Source organism: uncultured Bifidobacterium sp. (assembly GCF_959020155.1).
GTDB lineage: Bacteria > Actinomycetota > Actinomycetes > Actinomycetales > Bifidobacteriaceae > Bifidobacterium.
This window is the reverse complement of sequence record NZ_CAUERC010000025.1, coordinates 1-23,507: the sequence shown is the minus strand read 5'-3', so window position 1 is coordinate 23,507 and position 23,507 is coordinate 1. Positions and strand designations below refer to the sequence as shown.

Sequence of the window (23,507 nt, the reverse complement as noted above, 5' to 3'; positions counted from 1 at the left end):
AGGATCTGCTTGGCCCATTCCTTGGCGGTGAACAGGCTGTGGTCGCGATAGTTGCCGCAGCTCTTCTCGGTGGTGGCGGGCACGTCATCCCACGTGGCCTTGTACGCGATGAACTCCAACGATTCCTTCAGGGCCTTGGCCACTTCCTCGGTGGGGTGGGTGCCCCAGGTCAGCAGGTGGAAGCCGGTGCGGCAGCCGAACGGCGAGCAGTCGATGTAGCCCGGGATACGTTCGCGCAGCAGCACGGCGATGGTGTGTTCGATGGTGTGCAGGCCGCCGGTGGGGATGGCCTGCTTGTTCGGCTGGGTCAGGCGCAGATCATAGTTGGAGATCACGTCGCCGTGAGGGCCCGTTTCGGTGTCGATGTAACGCACGTACGGCGCCTTGACCTTGGTGTGATCAAGCTGGAATGATTCGACGACGGGCTTTTCGGCCGTTTCTTCTGCCATGCTGTTGCCTTTCTACTTGCCGAGTGTTCGGTCATGAAGCATCGAACAGTCATCGTAGTCGAGCCAGCCCAAGAACGCCCGCAAATACTCCGCAGTTCGCTATAGGAGATTGTTATGACGCACTCCCGGCATTGAACGAGGCGATGGCTTGCATGAAGCGCTGGCCGTAGAGGTCGAGCTTGTGTTGACCGACGCCGTTGACCGCCAGAAATTGCGCGTTGGTAACCGGCTTGATGCGGGCCATGTCGCGCAAGGTCTTGTCGGAGAACACGATGTACGGCGGCTTGCCGATTTCCTGGGCGATGGTGCGTCGCAGTTCGCGTAGCTTCTGGAACAGCGATTCCTCGTCATCGTCCGGGATATACGAGCCCAGCGCATCGCCGGGAACATTGGCGGAATCGGCAGTATCAGCCACTCCCCCGCTCCGACCGGAACCGGCCGCCTCCGACTTGCGTTCCACCCGTTTGATCTCATAGTGGAAGTCGGGAGCGGCGGTTTCGGCCGCCCGCGCACCGAACATGACGATTGGCATACGCCCTTCGGCGATTGACAGGTACCCGTCCGTGGCCATCTGGCTCAACACGTCGCGCACGCGAGCCTCGTTCACGTCCTTGAGCATGCCGAAGGTGGGCATCCGCTCCGGGTTCAGCCATGCCAGATCCTGTGCCCGCGAACCGCGCAGGATCTTGACGATCTTGCCGGAACCGACGCGCTGCCCCACGTCATGCACGCACCGGCTGATCGCCTGCGCCACGCGGGTCACGTCGATGGTCTCGAACGTGCTTTCGCAGTTCGAGCAGGCACCGCATTTGCCGGACTGCGAAGAGTCCGCCGCAATGTCTTCACCCGCCGTGGAACCAGCATTCGGCGACAATTCCTGACCGAAATACCGGGTCATATACCGGTGCAGGCAGTCGGTGGTGCGGCAGTAGCCGACCATACCGTCCAGCAGCCGGCGCTTGGACTGGCGAACGATTTCCTGCTCTTCGGGAGTCAATCGTTCGTTCTCATAATCGTTATCCAGCAACCGACGCCGGGTGACGATGTCTGACTCATTCCACAGCAGCGTGCATCGGCTGGGCTCGCCGTCACGGCCCGCGCGGCCGGCCTCCTGATAGTAGGCCTCAATGGATTCGGGCAGATTGTGGTGGATGACGTAACGCACGTTGGACTTATCGATGCCCATGCCGAAAGCGTTGGTGGCCACGACCACCGGCACCTTGTCGGTGATGAAGTCGCGCTGGGCCGCCTCACGCGCGTCCGGCGACATGCCGCCATGGTAGGCAACGGCCGGATGCCCCATCTGGTTCAGCGTGTCGGTGAGCGCTTCGGTGGTCTTGCGGGTGGCGCAGTAGACGATGCCGGATTCGTCCGGATGGTCGGCCACATACCGCGCCACCCATGCGGCCTTGTATTTGGTTTCCAGTTTGACCACATCAAAATACAGGTTCGGCCGGTCGAATCCGGTAACGGTGACGGCCGGATCCCGCAATCCCAGCAGTCCCACGATGTCCCGGCGCACCCGTTCGGTGGCGGTGGCGGTGAACGCACCCACCGGTGGACGCTGCGGCAGCCCGGCGATGAAATCGCCGATACCTAAGTACGACGAGCGGAAGTCCTGACCCCACTGGGAGACGCAGTGGGCTTCGTCCACGGCGATCAGCGAGATCGGCGTACGGGCGGCAAAGTCGCGGAATCGCCCGGTTTCCAAGCGTTCCGGGGCCACGTACAGCAGTTTGATCTGCCCGGCGGCGGCTTGGGCGAACACCATCGCCTGCTCGTCGGGAGTTTGAGTGGTATTGATGAACGCGGCCGGCAGACCGAGGTCGTTCAGCGCATCGACCTGGTCGCGCATCAGGGAAATCAAGGGAGATATGACCAAAGTCATACCCGGGCTGAGCGCGGCGGGAATCTGGTAGCACACGGACTTGCCTGCGCCGGTGGGCATCACGCCCAAGACATCGCGTCCGGCAAGCAAAGCCTCGACAATTCCTTGCTGTCCGGGCCTAAACGAGTCATAGCCGAAGTATCGTGTGAGCGCCTCCAGCGCCGCCTGATGTGCTGTCATAAACGACCAGTGTAGGCCGACCGCGGCTGGATTTCAGCGTATAACGGAATACCTCGCAACGATGTACGTAGCCCTTCCGTATTATTATGCGTCAAGGAACGTTATTCCCGGCATATCGCATGATATGCCGCTTTGAGAGAACTAAGACGGGGCATTTTATGGCCAACGATACATTTTCCTTCTCCTCTCCTGACGATCAGGAGACGGCGGTGCTGCAGCCTGTGGCCACCGATGGGCTGTTCGCAGCCGCGGATTCAGGTACCGCCACACCACAGCAAAGTGACAGTGGCACCAATAACCATGCCGACAATACAGCCTATGTGGGTGAACATGTTATGGCATCTGCCACCGCTAAATCACATGGCAAGGCCGCACGGATTGCCATCATAACCATATTTGCAGTGTTGCTTGCCGCATTAATAGCCTATTTCTTCGTCGGACGTTGGTACTTCCAAGACAAGGCTGCGCCCGGTGTTCATTTGGGCAACGTCTCTGTCATGGGCCAGACCCGCGAAGAACTTGCGAATACTGTGAAGCAGCGGCTGAATAACACCACGGTGACGTTCACCGCCGAAGGCAACAGCGTCAAAGCCTCGCTGAAGGACCTTGGCGTCACCGTCGACACGGATAAAACCGTGGATGCGCTGTTGAACGCGAAGACCGGCGACGTGGCCAAGCTCAATATTTTCGATCAGCCGCATATCGCTCTGACTGCCACCACGGACAAAGAGACTGCCGAACAATTCGTCACCGCCGGCCTGGTCGATGAGGCCGACCGAGCGCAGATTGCCACCGTTGTCTACAACAAGAGCACCAAACAGTTCGACTACACCGCGGGTCAGGACGGCAAGGGCCCGGATACCAATGTTGTCAATGCTGCAGTCAAGGAGGCCGTCGCGACCCCGGGCGAAAATGCGACGGTGCCGGTCAAGCTACAGACCGCAAAGAATCCGATTGATGACGCGAGCGCACAGCAAACACAGTTTGACGCCAATGCCAGGCTTGGCCTCAAACTGACCGTAGACAACGGCGTGAACAAGAGCGTCACCATCCCGGCCGATACCATTGCCTCATTCCTCAAGCCCACGGTGAATAAGGCGGAAGGCACCATGAGTCTGGTAGTCGACCGCGATGCCATCACCAAGTACGTCACCAGTGACAGCGTAACCAAAGAACTGACTGTTCCCAAGGTGACACGCGAGGTCTACATCACGCCGAAAGACGAAGGCGGCGTGGAAATTGGTGCCGATAAGACACTCGGCGTGGATGGTATTGAAGTGACTGGCGCCGGGGACGCCCCCGAACGTCTGGCTACCGCCATCGAGCAGAACCAGTCCACTGATTCCACTGTGGCTGTGAAAGACAGCCCGTATGATGTCAAGCAGGTCGAGGTGCCTCATAACTTCGATACGGCAAATGGCGATAAGTGGGTTCATGTTGATCTGACGAACCAGACTGCCACTGCATATCAGGGCACCACGGTGGTCAAGAAGTTCAACATCGCTTCTGGCAAGCCCACCGCCGATGGTTCCATGCTGTCCGATACCGGCACGTTCTACGTGTATCTCAAGTACGAATCGCAGACCATGGTTGGCGAAGGCTACAACCAGCCAGGCACGCCGTGGGTTTCCTACTATAACGGCGGCGAGGCTCTGCACGGTGTTCCTGCATACATGTGGGGCGAGCACCCCATCTATGTGCAGCAGGGTATCCCAGGCTCGCACGGCTGCATCAACATGCAGGTGGCCGATGCCAAGTGGATGTACGACTTTGCCACCATCGGCACTCGTGTGGTCGTTGATGGCACCACACCGACTTCCGGTCAGACGTTGCGCCCGGCTGGTGCGGATGCCACTGGATGGCAGGGCGGCAACGCCAGCTGATTCAATATGTTTAATCGATAACGGAAAATCCCCGACCCTTGTGGGCCGGGGATTTTTTGTAGGTACCAATCGATAGCGAGTCCGCCGATAAGCGTGGTGGCACCGTCAATACGGTGCCACCAGTACCGTCAGTACGGTCAGATACGATCCAACGCCTGCTTGAGATCGGCGATAAGGTCGTCGGCGTTCTCGATACCGACCGAAATGCGCACCAGGTTGGCGGGCACCTGCAGGGTGGTGCCGGCCACGGAGGCGTGGGTCATGGCGGCGGGCACCTCGATGAGGCTTTCCACACCGCCGAGCGATTCGGCCAGTGTGAAGATCTGCGTGTGGTCCACGAAGTGCTTGGCCGCCTCGGCGCCGGCCGCGAGCTGCACGGAGACGATGCCGCCGAAGCCGCCGTGCATCTGGCGGGCGGCGATTTCATGACCCGGGTGGGACTCGAGGCCCGGGTACCAGACGCGCTCAATCACATCAGAGGGCTGGGATTCGAGCCATTCGGCCACCTTCAGGGCGTTGGCACTGTGGCGCTTGACGCGCAGATCCAGGGTCTTCAGGCCGCGGATGTCCAGCCAGGAGTCGAACGGGGAGGGCACTGCGCCGGCGGCGTTCTGCAGGAAGGCGACCTTCTCGCGGGTCTCCTCGTCGTTGACCACCACGGCACCGCCGACCACGTCGGAGTGGCCGCCGATGTACTTGGTGGTGGAGTAGACCACCACATCGGCGCCATCGGCCAGCGGATGCTGAAGGGCGGGCGAGGCGAAGGTGTTGTCGACAGCGACCTTGGTGCCGTACTTGTGGGCGACTTCGGTGGTGACCGCGATGTCGGTGATGTTGAGCAGCGGGTTGGACGGGGTCTCGATCCACACATACTGGTAGTGCTTGGAGGCCAATGCGGTTTCCACGGCTTTCAGATCGGTGATGTCCACCACGTCGAGGCCCACACCCCACGGCACGAACACCTTGGAGAGCAGGCGGTAGGTGCCGCCGTACACATCGTTGCCGAGCAGGATGTTGTCGCCGGGCTTGATGGTGGAGCGCAGCAGCACGTCGATGGCGGCCAAGCCCGAGGAGAAGCTCAGCGCGTACTTGCCGCCTTCCACGGCGGCGAGCTGCTCGTCGAAGCTGGTGCGAGTGGGGTTGATGGAGCGAGAGTAGTCGTGGCCTCCCCTGAGGCCCAACACGCCATCCTGCTTGAAAGTGGAGGTGGCGAAGATCGGCGTGACGACCGCACCGGTGGTCGGGTCGGGCTCCTGGCCGGCGTGAATGGCGCGAGTGGCGATGTCGGTGTTGGCGAACTTGGCGTTGTATTCAGCGGACATGATATTGGGTTCCTTTCGGGATCGTTCCGTATTCGAAGGTAGAACAGGTGCGGTTGGTTAGTGCGGATGTTGGTATTGATTCTTTTGATAGCTAGTTATGGAGTCCGTCCCCAGCTCCCTCATCAGAGGGAGCTCCGTTAAGGTACTGCTCGGCGAGGGAGGGCTTGCTGGTGCGCTCCACGATGTCGCCGTAGCCGTTGGCACGCATCCAGTCGTCGTTGAAGATCTTCTCCAAGTAGCTGCGGCCGGAATCAGGGGCGAGCACCACCACGATCTGGTTCTCGTCCAAATCATTGGCAAGCGCGTACTTGATGGCGCTGGCCACGGCCATGCCGGACGAGCCGCCGACCAGCAGCGCCTCCTCGCCGGCCAGACGGCGGGTCATTTCAAAGGCTTCGGCGTCGGACACGCGCACGATGTCGTCGGTGATGTTCCGGTCGAAGGCCTTGGGATAGAAGTCCTCCCCTACGCCCTCGATATCGTACTGGTGGACTTCGTCGCGTGAGGAAGCGGAGTAGATGGAGCCTTCCGGGTCGGAGCCGATGACCTTGACCGCGCCGTTGGAGGCTTCCTTGAGGTACTTGCCGGTGCCGGAGATGGTGCCGCCGGTGCCGATGCCGGCCACGAAGTGCGTGACCTTGTGGTCCGTGGCCTCCCAGATCTCAGGTCCGGTGGTGTAGTAGTGGCTCAGCGGGCCGTTCGGGTTGTCGTACTGGTTCGGGCGGAAGCCGCCGGGAATCGTATTGGCCAGTCGTTCGGCGACCTGGTAGTAGGAGCGCGGGTCGTCCGGGCCGGCGTCGGTTGGCGTGACGATGACTTCGGCACCGTAGGCGCGCAGCACCGCGCGCTTGGATTCGGAGACCTTGTCCGGCAGGGTGAAAATCGTGCGGTAGCCGCGCTGCTGGGCGACCAGGGCCAGGCCGACGCCGGTGTTGCCGGAGGTGGGTTCGACGATCACGCCGCCGGGCTTCAGTTGGCCGGACTGTTCGGCGGCGTCGATGATGCGTTCGGCAATGCGGTCCTTGGAAGATCCACCGGGGTTGAAGTATTCGACTTTGACGGCGATGGTGGCTTTGACGCCGGCCGCCTGCGGAATGTGGTTGAGCTTGACGAGCGGGGTGTTGCCGATGAGTTCTGCGAGGCTGTTGTGGATGGTCATGTGAAGTCCTTCGTTGCTGGGGTTGTGGGGTTTTGCTGCGTTGCGTTCGTGAACCGACGTTCCCAGACGAATGGACTGTGGCTTTAGTTTGAAATCGAGTATCCCCGCTCACTGTACGGTGAAGCCGGAAAGTGAATCGGTTTTTCATGTTAACCACGACTCGCGCGTTACACGGTTACGCTCGTGCCATCGATTTCATGAAAATTCATGCGACAGATTTGCCGCGATTCGAATGCTCTATCTCAAGTTATGCGTCACTGACCGCTCGCCCAGGGGCGTCGGTTAGCGACAACAACATGAGATAATCTGCATGTCTCACACCATAGCACAACCCGCGACAAGCGCGTGTCGCCGGCGGCCTCGGCTCCCCTCCCTGAGGGGAGCTGGCCGCGAAGCGGACTGAGGGGAATACGACGGCACCCGTAACTCCCCTCAGCCTCACTGCATTCGACAGCTCCCCTCAGAGAGGGAGCCAAAAAAGGTCTATAACGAGGCTGCCTCGATGAGCTGACGGGTGTAATCGGATTGGGGGTTGCCGAGCACTTCAGCGGTGGAACCCGTCTCTTCGAGACGCCCGTCATGGAGCACGAGGATGCGGTCGGCGATGTGCTGTACCACGCCGAGATCGTGGGAGACCATGATGATGGCGGTGCTCGGCCGGGCCGCGCGGATGGCGGCGAAGGTGTCGAGGATCTGAATGCGCGCGGCCACGTCGATGGCGCTCATCGGCTCATCGGCGAGGATCACTTTGGGCTCGTTGATGATAGCGCGGGCGATGACCACGCGCTGCGCCTGGCCGCCGGACAGGTCGATTGGGTACCGGTTCAGGAAGTCTGCCGGTTCAAGGCCTGCCATGGTCAGAGCCGCGGCCACTCGCTCGTCGATATCGGTGTTGTTCAGGTCACGCCGTTGCAGACTCAGCGGTTCAGCCACTGATTTGGCGACTCGCCAACGTGGGTCGAGCGAGGAGAACGGGTCCTGGAACACCAGTCCCGATTCGCGGCGCAGGGCCGCGAATCCCGGCGATTTTCGGCCGCCGACAATGGATTGGCTCTCGTATTCCACGCTGCCGGAGTCCGCGGATTCCAAGCCCAGCATAATGCGGGTCAGCGTGGATTTGCCGGATCCGGAGCCGCCGATCACGGCCAGACATTCGCCGGCGTGGACGTCGGCGGAGACGTCGAAGAGGACTTGGTGGCGTGCGGTGCGCGGGCCGAAGGATTTGGTGATGGAGTGGGCGGAGAGGAGCGGCACACTGCTGTTACTCATGCGAATCCTCCTTGGGGGTGTGGAGGGTGAGGGTTTGGGCGGCGGCGACCAGGCGCTGGGCTTGTGGTGTGGTCGGCGCGGCGAGCAGGTCGGCGGTGGGTCCGGATTCGACGATGCGGCCGGCGTCCAGCACGTAGCAGCGGGTGGTGGCACGCGCGAGTACGGAGAAATCGTGGGTGATGAACAGCATGGAGGCACCGGCGTCGTCCACCAGCGAGGTCAGCAGGTCCACGATCTGGCGTTGCGTGATGGAGTCGAGTGCGGTGGTGGGTTCGTCCGCGATGATGAATCGCGGTGAGGTGATCAGCGCCGTGGCGATGCCCACGCGCTGCTGTTGGCCGCCGGACAGTTCGTGCGGGTATTTGCCGGCCATATCGAGATCCAGCCCGACCTTGCTCAACAAGGCATTCACTCGGTCGGCTCGTTCGACCTTGGTCAGATCATAGTGCAACCGCAATGGCAAGGCGATCTGCTGCGCCACGGTCATCACCGGGTTCAGTGAGGCAGCCGGATTCTGGAACACCGCACCCACATACCGGCCGCGCAGGTCGGCAAGCGCACGTTCGGAAGCTCCGATAATTTCCGTGCCGCCCATATCAATCGACCCATTAGTCACAGCGGTCAGGGGCAGCAACCCCAGCATCGCCTTGGCAATCATAGATTTTCCGGAGCCTGAAGAACCGATCAAGCCGACTCGTTCACCGTCGGCAATGGTCATATCCGCATCAGAGACGATTGGTTTGCCGCCAATCGTGATTTTCAGCCCGCGAACATCGACGCTCATCGTTCGCCTCCTATTTCACGTAATGCGGGGTTGGTGACCGGATCGATGGCATCGCGCAGCACATCACCAAAAATATTCAGCGCCACAACCACAACCGTGACGATCAGGCCGGGCCACACCACGGTTAATGGGAACACGTTGATGAGTTTGACCGAAGTGGCCAGAGAATGCCCCCAGCTCGGCACACCGGACGGCACACCGATACCGAGATAAGTGAGCCCCGACTCAGCCAACACCGCCGTGCCCGCCGACAATGACAGTTGCACAGCCAATACCGGCAGAATATTCGGCATAACATGGCTTATGAGCACACGCCACCCGCTGGCACCATTGGCCAAGGCCGATTCCACATATGACGAGCGGGACGCCAGCAACGCTGCGGGGCGAGCCACACGAGCCAGATTCAACCCATATCCGAAGCCGCAGGCGATCACAATCACCGCGATTGACGCTCCCAACGGCACAGCCAGAATCAACGCAATCAACACGGTGGGAACGGAAATCAACGCATCAACTACCACTACCGAAGAACTGGCGAGCGCCGCATTGCGCGCCACCATGGCCGCGATGAGCAGCAGCCCCCAAGCCATAGATGCCACTACGGTCAGCAGCACGATCACAAGATTGGTATGTGAGCCGGCCAGCAGCCAGCTGAACACGTCCGCGCCGGTGCCGTCAGTGCCGAGCCAGTGCTCGGCGGACGGCTTGGCCCATACATGGTAGCCATCAGTGGCCCACAGCGATTGCGGGGTCCAGAACAGGGAAACGATGGCAATGAGCAACCACAGAGCGAGCACGATAAGTGCGAATTTGCCCTCGGCACGACGCCACATGGAGTGCAGGACGATGACGAAGGCAGCCCGTCGACCACCAGTCGTCGCACGACGAACATTGCTCATGCGGTCACCTCCGTAATGGCGGTAGCGGTTTTCAGACGCGGGTCGAGCACGCGGTGGAGCAAATCGACCACGAGGCCGACAGTCAAAAAGAACGCGGCCAGCAGGAACAGCTCGCTTTGCACGGCAATCAGGTCGCGGTTGCCCACGTCGGTCACAAGACCGTTGCCGATGCCCGGTAACGCAAACAGGTTTTCGATGACCATCACGCCAGTGACCATCGAAGCGAAGGTCAGCCCGATAACAGACACCAGCTGCGGGGTTGCCAACCGCAATCCCACACGCAACACCGCCTGAGTGCGCGTCATGCCACACGAGCATGCCATATCGATGTAGCCGGAACTGGCTAAATCCCCTAAGGCCGCGCGCGTGTATCGCATAAGCGATGCTCCCACGATGATGCCGACCGATACAGCCGGCAATACCAACGCTGATATCGCCGAACCGGGTGCGCCCCAGCCATCCAGCGGGAACCCTTGCGAGGGAAACACGTCAAGCAATCCTACGCCGCGCCCGAACAACAGAATCAGCAGCAGACCGCCCCACAACGCAGGTACGGCACCGCCGACAATAGCCAGTACATGAAACACCGCACGCACCGTTGCGCTGCGGGCCAGTACCGCCGCACAGCCCAGCGGCAAGCCGATGGCCAAGGCGATGAGCAGGCCAAGAATAATCAGGGGAAAGGTGATGGACGCACGTGCGCCTACCAAGGAGGTTACGGAGCGACCAGTCAGGATTGAAGTGCCGAAGTCACCACGGGCCAGCGCACTCATCCAATCGAAGTATTGTGCAATCAATGGCCGATTCAGACCGAGTTGTTCGCGTAGCTGGGTCACACGCTCAGGCGGCGAGTTGACGCCGGCCATCACGGAGGCCACATCGCCAGGCAGAATGCGCAATGCTGCGAAAACCACCACGGACAGGCCGAACAACGCCACCACGAATAACGCCAGCCGTTTCAACACGAATCGCATAATGCCTACTTTACTTGGATTAACAATGAGCCCCCTCACTGAGGGAGCTCATTGCTGTAACGAACTACTTCGTGTAGGTCACGTTGTAGAGGGGCAGAACGGTCTGGTTGAGGTCGAAGGGGAATCCTTCAACGCCCTTGGCCGTGGCGGTGGTGATGCGGTAGTTGAACAGCCAGTCGGCCGGCGCATCCTCGGAGACAAGCTTGGCGGCCGCGGCGAACTTGGCATCACGCTCCTTGTCGGAGGTGGCGGCAACACCCTCGTTGTACAGCTTGGTCACATTCTTGTTGTCGTAACCGAAATAGTATGTCGGATCGGTCCACGATGCGAAGTCGTGGCTTTCGTTGTGGTCCACCAGCGAAATATCGAAGGTGTGGTTGGTGTACACATCCTGCAGCCACGTGGAGAACTCCACCACATTCACCTTCAGGTCGATGCCGATGGGCTTGAGCTGGGAGCGCAGCTGGTCTCCGAGCTCGGTGCCGTAGATGTTGGCGTAGGTCAGCGTAAGTTGAAGCGGCTTGTCGGTGGAATAGCCGGCTTCAGCCATGAGCGACTTGGCCTTGTTCTGATCATACGGGTACAGATTCGTCAGATCCTCGTAGCCGGGGTCGAGAGACGGGATCGGGCCGCCGAGCGCCTTGTCCGCACCGCCGCGAGAGGCGATGAGCTCCTTGTGGTTGATGGCGTAACGGATGGCCTGGCGAATGCGCTTGTCAGCCAGTTTGGAACCGGAAGCGTTGTTGAAGCCGAGCACGAACTTGTCGGTGCCGTTGCCGGCTTTGACCGTGTACTTGGCGGAATCGGACTTGAACGGTTCGGCGAGGTTCTCGGTAATCGGGGCGAGCACCTGCACGTCACCGGACTTCAGCGCATTGACCGCGGCGTTGTCGTCGGCCAGATACTTGACGACCACGGTGGGCGTCTTGGCCTTGTTCTTGCCCCAGTACTTCTCATTGGCCTTCAGCGTGATCGAGCTGTTTTCCACGAACTTGGCAACGGTGTAGGGGCCGGAGCCGACGGCCTGCGTCTTCAGGTCATACTTGGCGTCCTTGTCGAACACGAGCCCTGCGCGACCGGTCAGGGTCCACAACAGGTTGGAGTTCGGCGTCTTGAGCGTGATCACCGCGGTGTCGGCGTCCTTGGCCTCCACCTTGCTGACGGCGGCGAGCGCGTCGGCGTCGTGGTAGCCCTTAGCGATCAGCTCGTTGATGGACCAGGCCACGTCCTCGGCGTCAAGTTTGTCGCCATTGAAGAAGGTCATGTTCTTATTGAGGTGGAAGGTGTAGGTCAGGCCGTCCTTGGACGTCTCCCAGCTGGAGGCGATGGCGGGAGCGACCTGGTTCTTGGAGTCACGTGCCACGATGCCTTCGTATACGTTGCCGATCAGGATCTGGTCAAGCGCGGAGCCGGCGGTGTTGCGGATGTCCAGATTGGTGGGGGCCAGTTTGAGGCCGATGGTCACGGTGTCGGCATATTGGTTGCTGGACGAAGCCGACTTGTCATCTTTCTTACCGCCGAAAGCGAGCGTGACGCCGATGACGACCGCCACTGCCACGATGACGGCAATCAGTGAGATCAGCCACCACTTCGGGCCGCTTTTTTTCGGATTCTTTGCGCGCGAGGCAAGGCTCGCATCTGTGGTTGCGCCGTCTTCGACGTGCGCACCATTGTCTTGAGACATGGTTCTTCCTCTGTATATGTTGTGTTCTACGGTTGGCCGCCACGCTGGGTCGACCACCGCAGGCCATCATAGCCATGGGACTGTAGAATTGCGCATGAAATCCATCTTGAATCTGGAGGGTTATCATGCTGGTCGCCGTTGATATCGGCAATACGAACATCGTGCTGGGCTTTTTGGATGGCGATACCATCGCCGGCACCTACCGCATCACCACCAAAGCCAACCATACGTCTGATGAGTATGGGCTGTTTCTGACTGAATTCCTGAGAATGAGCGGTTTTCAGCCATCCGATGTGGACGATGTGATCATCTGTTCGGTGGTGCCGAAAGTGATGCACTCCTTCCGTTCGTCCATCGTCAAATTCCTCGACATTGATCCGATGGTGGTGGGACCGGGCATCAAGACCGGTATGAACGTGCGCGTTGACGATCCGAAATCGCTGGGTGCGGATATTCTGGCCGACTGCGCCGGTGCCTATTACGAGTATGGCGGCCCAGTGCTGGTGGCTGATTTCGGCACCGCCACCACGTTCACACACGTGAGCGACAAGGGCGTGGTCGATTCCGGCGTCATCACCACCGGCATCCGTGCCGGTGCGGCCGCTCTGTGGGGAGATACGGCCCAGCTGCCGGAAGTGGAAATTACGCGACCAGATACGATTCTGGGCACCAACACCAAGACCTGCATGCAGGCCGGTTTGTATTACACGTTCTTGGGCGGTGTGGAGCGCACGATTCGTCAGTTCCGCAAAGAGCTCGGAGGCGAGGATTTCAAGGTGATCACCACCGGTGGCCTCGGTCGAGTGTTTGAGAATGACACCGAGCTGATTGACGTGTATGACCCGGATTTGATTTTCAAGGGCATGGCGCACATCTACTCGCGCAATGTGAAGTGACGTAGTATGCAGGAATCGGCCGCGTATAGCGCGGTCGATTCCGACCCAACCCCGAATCCCTACTTAATCGTAAAGCCCTGATTGAAGCCGTATTCTCGGAGGTCTTTCTGCCATTGGGCCAGGCCGTCGGAGAGACTGACTTTCTTGCCGGGCTTCTCCAACGGTTCGAGCGGGTTGCCTTCCTCGTCCTTCATGCCCATCTCAATGGCTTCCTGTCGCTGCTGATAGGCGTGGAAACTGCCGGACCACTCGTATGCCTGGCCCACCGTCGATTTGAAGTCACTGCGCGCATACACTTCGAATGGCAGATACTGGTATCCGACCGACACATCCTCGGCGGCCTCCGACAGTACACGGTTGAACTTCTGCCCGCCGAAATACGGGATTTCAATGCCCCGGTCATTGGTAATCGTGGTTTTATCCAAAAAATCAGCGGAATTCAGGGTGGCATAATCGGCCGGGAAAGCACCGCCATCCACACGCGCGCTAATGCCTTGGGCGTCATGCGCCACAAAGTCCACGAAACGATAAGCCGCATCCGGCTTACGGGTCAATTGCAGTACGGTCAGTGCCGACCCGCCGCTTTCGGCGTTGGTGGGCTGGCCATCATAGGTGGGCATGGGAGCCACGCGCCACAGACCGGCCGCGCCCGGCACATTGGACAGCAGCAGCGACGGCATCCAAGCCCCAGAGAACACGGAGGCGATGGTGCCGGTGCCCACTCTGCTTTTCCACCGATCCGACCATGTGGCGGAGGTGGTGTCAACAAGCCCCTCATCGATCATTTTCTGCCAGAATTCGGTGAACCGTTGGGTGCCGGCATCCTCATCCAAATCGATGGTCACGGTTTTGCCGTCGGCCGACGTGTGGAACGGCTGACCACCGGCGAGCCAGACCATCGCGTCATAGAAACTGCCGTCGCCCGAGTCGGCGACGATATACGCGCCGATCTCCTTGAGCTTTTCGGCGGCCTCGTAATAGTCATCCCAAGTCTTGATCTTGGTGGCGTCCACGCCGGCTTGGCGGAACACGTCTTCGTTGTAGAAGAAGCCCATCGGGCCCGAATCCATGGGCAGTCCATAGGTACGGCCGGCGAGCTGCACGGACGACCATGTGCCGAGGGTAAAGAAGTTGGAATAATCCGAGCCGATTTTGTCGGTCAGATCAAGCAATTGGCCGGAGACCGCGTACTGCAACAGTGCATAGTATTCGATTTGAGCCACGTCCGGCGTGCCGTAACCGTCTTGAATGGCGGTATTAAGATTGCCGTAGCCGGAGATATTGGTCCATTTCACGCGGATGTCCGGATTGGCTTTTTCGAAACGGCGGATGACCTCCCCCATGCTCGGTTCCCAGCTCCATACGCTGATCTCCGTACGGTTGTCGTCCGTGGCCTGCCCGCACGAGGCCAGGGATACGGAAAGGATGGCAGTCACTGCTATGGTTGCCATTCTTTTGATTCGCTGTCCGATCACTCGCATGGTGACGAGTGTACTAGGCGGGGCTTAAAACGGTAAAAGCCCCGTGACGGGATTCGTCACGGGGCTTTGTGTATCAGGTGAGATTAGCTAGGCAGTCTCAGCGAGGGTTCAAGGCTTACTTCACGGTGAAGCCCTGATCCTTGCCGTAATCCTGCAGTGCCTTCTGCCAAGCGGCGATACCGTCAGTCAGCTTCTGGTCGCCGGTGTAGGACTTGCCAAGGTAGTCGCCGAAGATGGTGCGGGCCTTGACCTCGTAGGGCAGGAACTGGTAGTCGGAGGACACGTTCTCAGCAGCCTGAGCCAGAACCTCGTTGTACTTCTGACCACCGAAGTAGTCAACGTCCTCGCCATCGGCGTTCTTCACAGTGGTGGTGTTCTTGAAGGAGTCGGACTCCATGGAGGCCTTGTCAGCCGGGAATGCACCGCCGGCCACACGGGTGGCCACGCCGTCGCCGTGGTTGGCGTACTCGATGAACTGGTAAGCAGCGTCAGCCTTCTTGGTGGAGGCGAGCACAGCCAGCGAAGAACCACCGTTCTCGGAGTTGGTGGTGGAGCCGTCAGCGGTCGGCATCTGGGTCACACGCCACTTGCCAGCGCCGTCAGCAGCGGAGTTGGCCAGGTTGGCAGGCATCCAAGCGCCAGTGAACAGGGAGGCGATGGTGCCGTCGACCATGCCCTTGAACCAGTCCTCAGACCAGCCAGCGGTCTTGGTGTCGAGCAGGCCCTCGTCCAGCAGCTTCTGCCAGAAGTCGGTGAAGGTCTTGACGCCCTTGTCCTCGGTCAGGTTGACGGTGACTTCGGAACCATCGGAAGAGGTCTGGAACGGCTTTGCACCGGCCAGCCAGGTCATGGAGTCGAAGAAGCCGGCGTCACCGGTGTCGGAGGTGATGTAGTAGTTGTCGCCCAGAGCGTGAATCTTCTTGGCGGCGTCGTAGTACTGATCCCAGGTCTTGATCTGCTCGGCGTCAACACCGGCCTTGTCGAAGACCTCCTTGTTGTAGAAGAAGGCCATTGGGCCGGAATCCATCGGCAGGCCGTAGACCTTGCCGGCGAACTGCACGGAAGCCCACGGGCCAGGGGTGTAGAAGTCGGAGTAGCCGGAGGTCTTGTCGGTGATGTCCAGCAGGTTGCCCTTGATGGCGTACTGCGGGATGGCGTAGTACTCAACCTGAGCGACGTCCGGAGCACCGGAGCCGGCCTCGATGGCGTTATCAAGCTGGGTGTATTCCTTGGTGTTGGTGCCGACGTTCTTGAGATCGACCTTGATGCCGGTCTTCTTGGTGAAGTCCTTGGCAACCTGGGTCAGCGTGGGCTCCCAAGCCCACACGGTGATTTCGGTAACGTCCTTATCTTGAGCCGGCTTGCCACTGGCGGTGTCGGAACCGCAGGCGGCAACGGAACCCAGCATGGCAACCGCACCGGTAAGTGCAATGGCCTTCTTAGCAACGGTGAACTTCATCGTTCTGTTCTCCTTCCTTGGATCGCCTTTCGGCGGTCTGCAGTGATTGTCACCACAACAGCATGGCAACTCTCCTCGTCGTCATGCTATCGTGAACCATCACTCTATGGTTCAGTAGTCACAAAACGGCTTTGTTTCGCCACTTTGTAGCTATGGTTGCGATAACATCTTTTATTATACACATTCTTCGGCAACACGCCATCTTGGTATCGCAATCCGCGCGCCACTGCTCCCATGGCATAAGAAAATCGGGCGCTCCGAAGAGTGCCCGATCCTGTTATCGCAACCTCCCGCTACAGAAACCACAGGAGGAAGTCTGCTGCGATTGCCGTTACTTCACCTGGTAGCCCTGCTGCTTGGCGTAATCCTGCAGGTCCTTCTGCCAGGAAGCCACGGCATCGGAGAGCGTGGTCTTGCCGGTGTAGGCATCGCCGGCGTAGTCGCCGAACTTGCCGCGAGCGTAGACCTCGAAGGGCAGGAACTTGTAGCCGGTGGACACATTGGCTGCGGCCTTGGCCAGCTCCTCGTTGAACTTCTGACCGCCGAAGTACTCGTGGGCCTTGCCGTCGGAGTCGGTCAGGGAGGTCATGTTGAGGAAGTCGTTGGACTTGAGGGTGTCGTTGTCGGCCGGGAAGGCACCGCCGTCAACACGGGTCTTAATGCCCTCGGCGTCGTGGCAGGCGTATTCCATGAACTTGTAGGCGGCGGCGACCTTGGCCTTGTCGTCGGACTTCACGATGACCAGCGAGGAACCACCGTTCTCGGAGTTGGTCTCGGAGCCGTCTGCGGTCGGCATCTGGGCGATGCGCCACTTGCCGTCACCGTTCGGAGCGCCGGAAAGCAGGTTGTACGGCATCCAAGCGCCGGTCAGCAGGGATGCGATGGAGCCGTCATCCAGACCCTTGTTCCAATCGTCGGTCCAGCCGACGGTCTTGGTGTCGATGAGGTCTTCGTCGATCATCTTCTGCCAGAAGTCGGTGAAGGTCTTGACGTTCTTGTCACCGGTCAGGTTGATGGTCACGGTCTCGCCGTCCTTGGAGGTCTCGAACGGGGTCGCGCCGGCCAGCCAGGTCATGGAGTCGAAGAAGCCGGCGTCACCGGAATCGGAGGTGATGTAGGAGTCCACGGCGCGAATCTTCTTGGCAGCCTCGTAGAAGTCGTCCCACGTGCGCACCTGGGTCGGATCGACGCCGGCCTTGTCGAAGACGTCCTTGTTGTAGAACCAGGCCATCGGGCCGGAATCCATCGGCAGGGCGTAGACGCCGTCATTGATGCTCACCGAGGACCACGTGCCCGGGGTGTAGAAGTCCTTGAAATCGGAGGCGCCGAGATCGGAGAGGTTCTCGAGGTGGCCGCGAATCACGTATTCGGGCAGTGCGTAGTATTCGATCTGGGCGATGTCCGGAGCACCGGAGCCGGCCTCGATGGCGTTGGACAGTGCGTTGTACTCGTCCTTGTTGGTGCCGGCATTGGTCACCTTCACCTTAATGTTCGGGTTCTTGGCCTCGAATCCCTTGACCGTACGAGGCAGTGTGGAATCCCAGGACCACACGGTCAGCTCGATCTTCTTATCAGAGGAGCCGGTGCTTCCGCTATCCCCGGCAGAGGTGGAACCGCAGGCAGCTACAGAGGAGAGCATGGCCACAGCACCAATCAGGGCAATTGTCTTCTTGCCGAACTTCATCGTTCTTTCCTTCCTTGTTATGGGAAACGACGGGACTTGGCGTTTTGTTCCAAGTATTGTATCGTTTTAAGAAACGGTACCACATGTTTTATGTTTACGCAAACACGACACGTCGCACCATGGTGACTAACCGCAAACCGAAGGAGATGCATCCCGCTCATGACCACTCACAACAGCCAGTATTCCGCCGAAACCACCCATCCCGACAAGCAGGAAAGCAGCCCGGCGCCGACCGCCGCCGGCACCACGGCCAGTAACGTCTCCACAACCGGCAACGCAACCACGCCGGACGCCAGCATCGCCCTCAACGCCGACGCCACTCCGGTAGCCGACGTTCCCCCGCGTCTGTTCGGCTCATTCGTAGAACATCTGGGCCGCTGCGTCTACGGCGGCATCTACGAGCCCAGCCATCCCACCGCCGACGAAAACGGCTTCCGCCAAGACGTGCTTGACCTGGTCAAGGAGCTGGGCGTCACCTGCGTGCGCTACCCCGGCGGCAATTTCGTATCCAACTACAACTGGGAAGACGGCATCGGTCCACGCGAGAATCGCCCCGTGCGCCGCGACCTGGCCTGGCATTGCACCGAAACCAACGAGATGGGCATCGACGACTTCTACCGCTGGAGCCAGAAAGCCGGCACCGAAATCATGCTTGCCGTCAACATGGGCACCCGGGGGCTGAAAGCCGCGCTCGACGAGCTCGAGTATGTCAACGGCGCGCCCGGCACCGCTTGGGCGGATCAGCGCGTGGCCAACGGCATCGAGGAGCCGATGGATATCAAGATGTGGTGCATCGGCAACGAAATGGACGGCCCGTGGCAGGTGGGCCACATGAGCCCGGAAGAATATGCCGGCGCGGTGGATAAGGTGGCCCACGCCATGAAGCTCGCCGAGTCCGGTCTCGAACTCGTGGCCTGCGGTTCCTCGGGTGCCTATATGCCGACCTTCGGCACGTGGGAGAAGACCGTGCTCACCAAGGCTTACGAGAATCTCGACTTCGTCTCCTGCCATGCCTACTACTTCGACCGCGGCCATAAAACCCGGACCGCCGCCTCCATGCAGGACTTCCTGGCCTCTTCCGAAGACATGACCAAGTTCATCGCCACCGTCTCGGACGCGGCCGATCAGGCGCGAGAAGCCAACAACGGCACCAAAGACATCGCCCTGTCCTTCGACGAATGGGGCGTATGGTATTCGGACAAGTGGAACGAGCAGGAAGACCAGTGGAAGGCGGAGGCCGCGCAGGGTTTGCACCACGAGCCATGGCCCAAGTCTCCACATTTGCTGGAAGACATCTACACCGCGGCCGACGCGGTGGTCGAAGGTTCCCTGATGATCACCCTGCTCAAGCACTGCGATCGCGTGCGTTCCGCCTCGCGCGCCCAGCTGGTCAACGTCATCGCCCCCATCATGGCCGAGGAACACGGCCCGGCATGGCGGCAGACCACGTTCTACCCGTTCGCCGAAGCCGCCCTTCACGCGCGCGGCCAGGCCTACGCTCCGGCCATCAGCTCCCCCACCATCCATACCGAGGCATATGGCGACGTGCCGGCCATCGACGCGGTAGTCACGTGGGATGAACAGGCCCGCACCGGTCTGCTGCTTGCCGTCAACCGCGACGCCAACACCCCGCACACGCTCACCATCGACCTTTCCGGGCTGCCCGGCCTGCCCGGTCTCGGCACGCTCGCGCTCAGCAAGGCGCAACTGTTGCATGAGGACGATCCGTACCGCACCAACACCGCCGAAGCGCCCGAAGCCGTCACGCCGCAACCGCTCGGCATTGCGATGAACGCCACCGGCACCTGCACGGCAACGCTTCCCGCCATCTCCTGGATCAGCGTGGAATTCCACGGCTAAAAGACGGAGAGTCACGCCCGTACCAAGTACAGTCAAGTCCAATACGACCAGGGCCCGTCAATCACCATACGATTGACGGGCCTTGTCATTCACTTCGGATATTTCGAACCATGGATTCATCAGGCGCAGGCCAACGCCGGTGAGGACTCGCGCAGGGAGAGGCTATAGGGGGCCTCGATGGTTTGGGCAGGAGCGCGACTGCCGGATTCGACCTGTTGGATGATGGATTCGACGGCCAGTCGGGCGATGGCTTCCCTGCCGGGGTTAACGGTGGAAAGAGACGGCACCATGTAGGCCGATTCCTCCACGTCATCGAAGCCGATAACGCGAACATCATCCGGCACGGCAACGCCGCGTTCGCGCAGTTCACGCAGCACGCCCCACGCCAGCAAGTCATTCAAAGCGAACACGGCATCGAATTGCAGGCCACTCTCCAGCATGGTGTCCACCGCGACCAAACCGTCGGCGCTCCCCCAGCCTTGGGTTTCGATAAGCAGACTGTCATCACAGGGGATGCCGCGCGCGGCCAGCGCCTCACGATATCCGTGGGTGCGGATGGAGCCCGACGAGAAATCGTGCTCGGGGTGGGGCACGGCACCGACTACGGCGATGCGGCGGCAACCGGCATCAAGCAGGTGATAAGTCGCGGCGGCGGCCCCTTCGCGATTGCGAATCACTACGTGCGGCGCGTTGACGCCGAACAAACGTTCACCCAACAGTACGAGCGGGTAATCGCCATCCAAAGCCGCGATATCGTCAACCGTCATCATCAGAGGGCTTAAGATGAGCCCGTCCGCGCTGTGCGTGCCCATCGATGCGATGCTTTCCAGCTCGCGGGCACGATTGTTAGTGGTGGATTCCACGATGACGCCGTAGCCATGTTGCCGGGCCTCGGCCAGAATATCCTCGGCGAGTTCGGAGAAGTACACCTGCCGCAGATCGGGAATAACCAGCTTGAGCAACCGGGTACGCCCGGAACGCAGGTTTCTGGCCGACGAGTTGACTTTGTATCCGAGCCTGTCGATGGCTTCCGCAATACGCGCGGCCATCGCCTCGCTCATATATGGCTGTTTGTTCAGAAAATTAGACACCGAGGCTACCGAAACACCGGCCTCATGGGCCACGTCCGCCATCGTCACTCTGTTTTTGCCTCGCACGGTGACCACCCTACCCGACTTTGCTGGAGATACGAAAACGACTCCCCTGCTACGATGAGCAGCAAGGGAGCCTTTCGGTAATTAGGCGCTATGCGCGGTTTTACAGCTTGACGACGAGTACGCCGTTGGGCTGGATGGCGGCCGTGTGCTCGGACTCGTTGACCTGGGCCAGCGAGGCGACCAGCGGTTCGCCTTCCACGTCCACGACCGCAACATCGTGGGTGCGGTTGAACAGGAACACGAAGTGGTTCTCGCCAGTTTCGTCCGCACGCTCGACGCGCAGCACTTCACCGCGATCGTCCTCAGCCGAAGTCTCGATGCCGAGTTCCTCCAGCAGCACGGGCAGGCTCTTGGCCAAACCCTCACGGCCGAGACGGGCACCGACGTATGCGGCCTTGCCGTCGCCGAAGTCGTTGACGGTGATGGCGGGAGCGCCGTCGAAACCGGTCCACTTATCTGCCTTGAAGGAGGCGACCACGTGAGCGGTATCGGCCACGGAGGTGATCACGTCGGCGAAATCGTGCGCCACGGTTCCGTTGTCCAAGTCAAGGTGGTCCATGGCACCGGGGAAGTCGTTGCCCATCGGGGCGAATTCCTCAACGCGCACACCCACCACGTCACGGATGGAACCGGGGTAGCCACCCAGCCAGACGTGATCCTTGTCGTCCACCAGACCGGTGTAGTAGGTCACGAACAGCTTGCCGCCGTTCGCCACATACTCGCGCACGCGGCGCGTGGTCTCTTCGGACAGGATGGTCAGGCTCGGCAGCACGACGGCTTCGTACTCGTCCCAAGGGCCGCGAACCGGCACCACGTCTGCGGTCAGACCGTTGTCCGCCAGCGCGCGGAACCACGCGAGCGGCTCGGTCCAATGGCGTACCTCCTGAGTAGGCGTGGCGGTGTGTTCCGTAGCCCACTGGGACTCGTAATCGAAGACGACGGCGACCTTGGACTTGACCAGCTTGGTGCTCAGCAGGCCCTCGTCAGCAAGCTTGTTGAGGTCGGCACCCAGCTCGCACACATCGCGGAAGATCTGGGAGTCGGGGCCCGCGTGAGGAACCATCGAAGAGTGCCACTTCTCGGCACCGGCCTTGGACTGGCGCCACTGGAAGTAGCAGATGGCGTCGGAGCCCATGGCCAAGTGGGCCAGGGAGTCGCGCACCAATTCGCCGGGCTCGACGCGATAGTTGATCGGGCGCCAATTGACGGCGGAGCTGGAGTGCTCCATGAGGAACCACGGATTCTTGCGGGCGATGCCGTCACATAGGGAGGCCGAGTAAGCCAGCTCGTCGAAGTGAGCTTCGCCAGGCGTGAAGTAGTGATCGTTGGACACGAAGTCCACGTCGTAACCCCACTTGTCGTAATCGATGCCGGTACCGCCGGCGGAGACCATGAAGTTGGTGGTCTGCGGCTTGGGGGCGATCTCGAGCAGGGCGTCGCGCTCGGCCTTGTAAAAGTCGAGCAGGGCGTCGGAGCTGAAGCGCTTCCAGTCAAGCAGCTTGCCCGGGTTCATGAAGTTGCCGTCGCCGATGAAGCGCGGCGGGATGATCTCGGAAAAATTGTTCATGCGCTGCGCCCAGAATGCGGTGCCCCAAGCGTCGTTGACGGCGTCGATGGTGCCGTACTTCTTCTCGCACCACTTCTGGAAGGCGCGCTCGGCGTCTTCGGAATAGTCGAAGCGGTTGTGGCAGCCGTACTCGTTGCTCACATGCCAAGAGACCACATAGGGGTTGTCCTTGTAGTGCTCGGCCATCTTGCGGCACAAGCTGAGCGCGTAGTCAAGGAAGACCGGGCTGGTGGCGCGCCAGTGCTGGCGGGCACCGGGCTGGCAGACGTCGCCGCGGTAGTCGACCCAGAGGATCTCCGGGTGGGCCTGGGTCATCCACATCGGCGGGGATGCGGTGCCGGAGGCGAGATCGACGGCGATGCCGGCCTTACCAAGCTTGTCGATGACGCGGTCGAGCCAATCGAAGTCGTACACGCCTTCTTCGGGCTCAAGCTTGGCCCAGGAGAAGATGGCTACGGAGACGAGGTTGACGCCGGCCTGCTGCATGAGGGCTACATCTTCGTCCCACACTTCCTCAGGCCATTGGTCGGGGTTGTAATCGCCGCCATACCAGATGCGGGGCTTGTTGCCCGCAAGCGGCTGCGGCCACTTGAACTCTTTACGTTCCATGATGATTCAGCTCCTTTATTGAATTTTATCGATAATCTGCGTCCGCGGGAATAAATTCCTCACGTTGCACAGACACACAAGGAGGCACCTGCACAATTCTCAACAATGCGAATATCTGCATAGGTGCCTCCTTCTGTTAGTGGTTATGCCTTTATCTCGGCTCCCTCCACCAGAAGGGAGCCAAAGTACGGTCACTCCTTGACGGCGCCTGCGGCCAGGCCGGACTGCCAGTACTTCTGCAGGCACAAGAACGCGATCACCAGGGGGATGATCGTGATCAGGGAGCCCGTGATCACCAGGTTC

At 60.4% G+C, this 23,507-nt stretch carries 17 protein-coding genes and 1 pseudogene; 3 read left to right on the top strand and 15 right to left on the bottom strand.

The annotated features are described in order from the left end of the window. Both Q5H31_RS06620 and recQ read right to left on the bottom strand, forming a co-directional pair. Positions 1-449: S-ribosylhomocysteine lyase (locus Q5H31_RS06620; protein WP_302457618.1), on the bottom strand; the 449-nt coding region annotated here is incomplete at its 3' end. Positions 450-561: 112 nt separating this feature from the next. After that, the gene (gene recQ, locus Q5H31_RS06615; protein WP_131298123.1) at positions 562-2,517 is read right to left on the bottom strand and encodes a DNA helicase RecQ; all 1,956 of its coding nucleotides are present in this window, start codon (positions 2,515-2,517) and stop codon (positions 562-564) included. A 158-nt stretch (positions 2,518-2,675) separates the two neighbouring features. On the opposite strand from recQ, the gene Q5H31_RS06610 reads away from it, so the two are divergent. Continuing rightward, positions 2,676-4,400: a L,D-transpeptidase gene (locus Q5H31_RS06610; protein WP_302457617.1), complete on the top strand. Its 1,725-nt coding sequence runs from the start codon at positions 2,676-2,678 to the stop codon at positions 4,398-4,400. Positions 4,401-4,537: 137 nt separating this feature from the next. Here the strand turns inward: Q5H31_RS06610 and Q5H31_RS06605 are convergent, their stop codons facing one another. The 7 genes from Q5H31_RS06605 to Q5H31_RS06575 form a co-directional block, all read right to left on the bottom strand. Beyond that, the gene (locus Q5H31_RS06605; protein WP_032745917.1) at positions 4,538-5,722 is read right to left on the bottom strand and encodes a cystathionine gamma-synthase; all 1,185 of its coding nucleotides are present in this window, start codon (positions 5,720-5,722) and stop codon (positions 4,538-4,540) included. Positions 5,723-5,813: 91 nt separating this feature from the next. Continuing rightward, the gene (locus tag Q5H31_RS06600) at positions 5,814-6,881 is read right to left on the bottom strand and encodes a pyridoxal-phosphate dependent enzyme (RefSeq protein WP_007053690.1); all 1,068 of its coding nucleotides are present in this window, start codon (positions 6,879-6,881) and stop codon (positions 5,814-5,816) included. 483 nt (positions 6,882-7,364) lie between these two features. Continuing rightward, complete coding sequence (locus Q5H31_RS06595) at positions 7,365-8,150, bottom strand: ABC transporter ATP-binding protein (RefSeq protein WP_008783136.1); 786 nt, start codon at positions 8,148-8,150, stop codon at positions 7,365-7,367. Beyond that, a complete protein-coding gene (locus Q5H31_RS06590; RefSeq protein WP_007051269.1) occupies positions 8,143-8,934 on the bottom strand; it encodes an ABC transporter ATP-binding protein in 792 nt (263 codons plus the stop codon). The genes Q5H31_RS06595 and Q5H31_RS06590 overlap by 8 nt, the downstream gene beginning before the upstream one ends. Next, complete coding sequence (locus Q5H31_RS06585) at positions 8,931-9,833, bottom strand: ABC transporter permease (RefSeq protein ID WP_007056422.1); 903 nt, start codon at positions 9,831-9,833, stop codon at positions 8,931-8,933. The genes Q5H31_RS06590 and Q5H31_RS06585 overlap by 4 nt, the downstream gene beginning before the upstream one ends. Next, positions 9,830-10,807, bottom strand: coding sequence for an ABC transporter permease (locus tag Q5H31_RS06580; RefSeq protein ID WP_012471958.1), 978 nt, complete (start codon positions 10,805-10,807; stop codon positions 9,830-9,832). The genes Q5H31_RS06585 and Q5H31_RS06580 overlap by 4 nt, the downstream gene beginning before the upstream one ends. A gap of 64 nt (positions 10,808-10,871) precedes the next feature. Then, complete coding sequence (locus tag Q5H31_RS06575) at positions 10,872-12,491, bottom strand: ABC transporter substrate-binding protein (protein WP_007057799.1); 1,620 nt, start codon at positions 12,489-12,491, stop codon at positions 10,872-10,874. A gap of 125 nt (positions 12,492-12,616) precedes the next feature. Here Q5H31_RS06575 and Q5H31_RS06570 point away from each other — a divergent pair, with 125 nt between their 5' ends. Then, positions 12,617-13,387 (top strand): type III pantothenate kinase, encoded by a 771-nt coding sequence (locus tag Q5H31_RS06570; RefSeq protein WP_007051273.1) that lies wholly within the window; start codon positions 12,617-12,619, stop codon positions 13,385-13,387. A 59-nt stretch (positions 13,388-13,446) separates the two neighbouring features. Here Q5H31_RS06570 and Q5H31_RS06565 read toward each other — a convergent pair whose 3' ends face one another. From Q5H31_RS06565 to Q5H31_RS06555, 3 genes are all read right to left on the bottom strand, one after another. Beyond that, the gene (locus tag Q5H31_RS06565; protein WP_032684540.1) at positions 13,447-14,868 is read right to left on the bottom strand and encodes an ABC transporter substrate-binding protein; all 1,422 of its coding nucleotides are present in this window, start codon (positions 14,866-14,868) and stop codon (positions 13,447-13,449) included. A gap of 115 nt (positions 14,869-14,983) precedes the next feature. After that, positions 14,984-16,327: a sugar ABC transporter substrate-binding protein gene (locus tag Q5H31_RS06560; protein ID WP_007053697.1), complete on the bottom strand. Its 1,344-nt coding sequence runs from the start codon at positions 16,325-16,327 to the stop codon at positions 14,984-14,986. Between the two features lie 331 nt (positions 16,328-16,658). Beyond that, complete coding sequence (locus tag Q5H31_RS06555; RefSeq protein WP_060662088.1) at positions 16,659-18,011, bottom strand: ABC transporter substrate-binding protein; 1,353 nt, start codon at positions 18,009-18,011, stop codon at positions 16,659-16,661. Between the two features lie 159 nt (positions 18,012-18,170). Between Q5H31_RS06555 and Q5H31_RS06550 the strand changes: the two genes are divergently transcribed. After that, positions 18,171-19,871: an alpha-N-arabinofuranosidase gene (locus Q5H31_RS06550; protein WP_011068328.1), complete on the top strand. Its 1,701-nt coding sequence runs from the start codon at positions 18,171-18,173 to the stop codon at positions 19,869-19,871. A gap of 119 nt (positions 19,872-19,990) precedes the next feature. Here Q5H31_RS06550 and Q5H31_RS06545 read toward each other — a convergent pair whose 3' ends face one another. From Q5H31_RS06545 to Q5H31_RS06535, 3 genes and pseudogenes are all read right to left on the bottom strand, one after another. Further along, positions 19,991-21,004 carry a LacI family DNA-binding transcriptional regulator gene (locus Q5H31_RS06545; protein ID WP_021975685.1) on the bottom strand — a complete coding sequence of 338 codons (1,014 nt, stop codon included), beginning with the start codon at positions 21,002-21,004 and terminating at the stop codon, positions 19,991-19,993. A 124-nt stretch (positions 21,005-21,128) separates the two neighbouring features. Further along, positions 21,129-23,204, bottom strand: a complete 2,076-nt coding sequence (locus Q5H31_RS06540; protein ID WP_015512346.1) for a beta-galactosidase — start codon at positions 23,202-23,204, stop codon at positions 21,129-21,131. A gap of 191 nt (positions 23,205-23,395) precedes the next feature. After that, positions 23,396-23,507 (bottom strand): annotated as a pseudogene (locus tag Q5H31_RS06535) (carbohydrate ABC transporter permease); the annotation flags it as partial.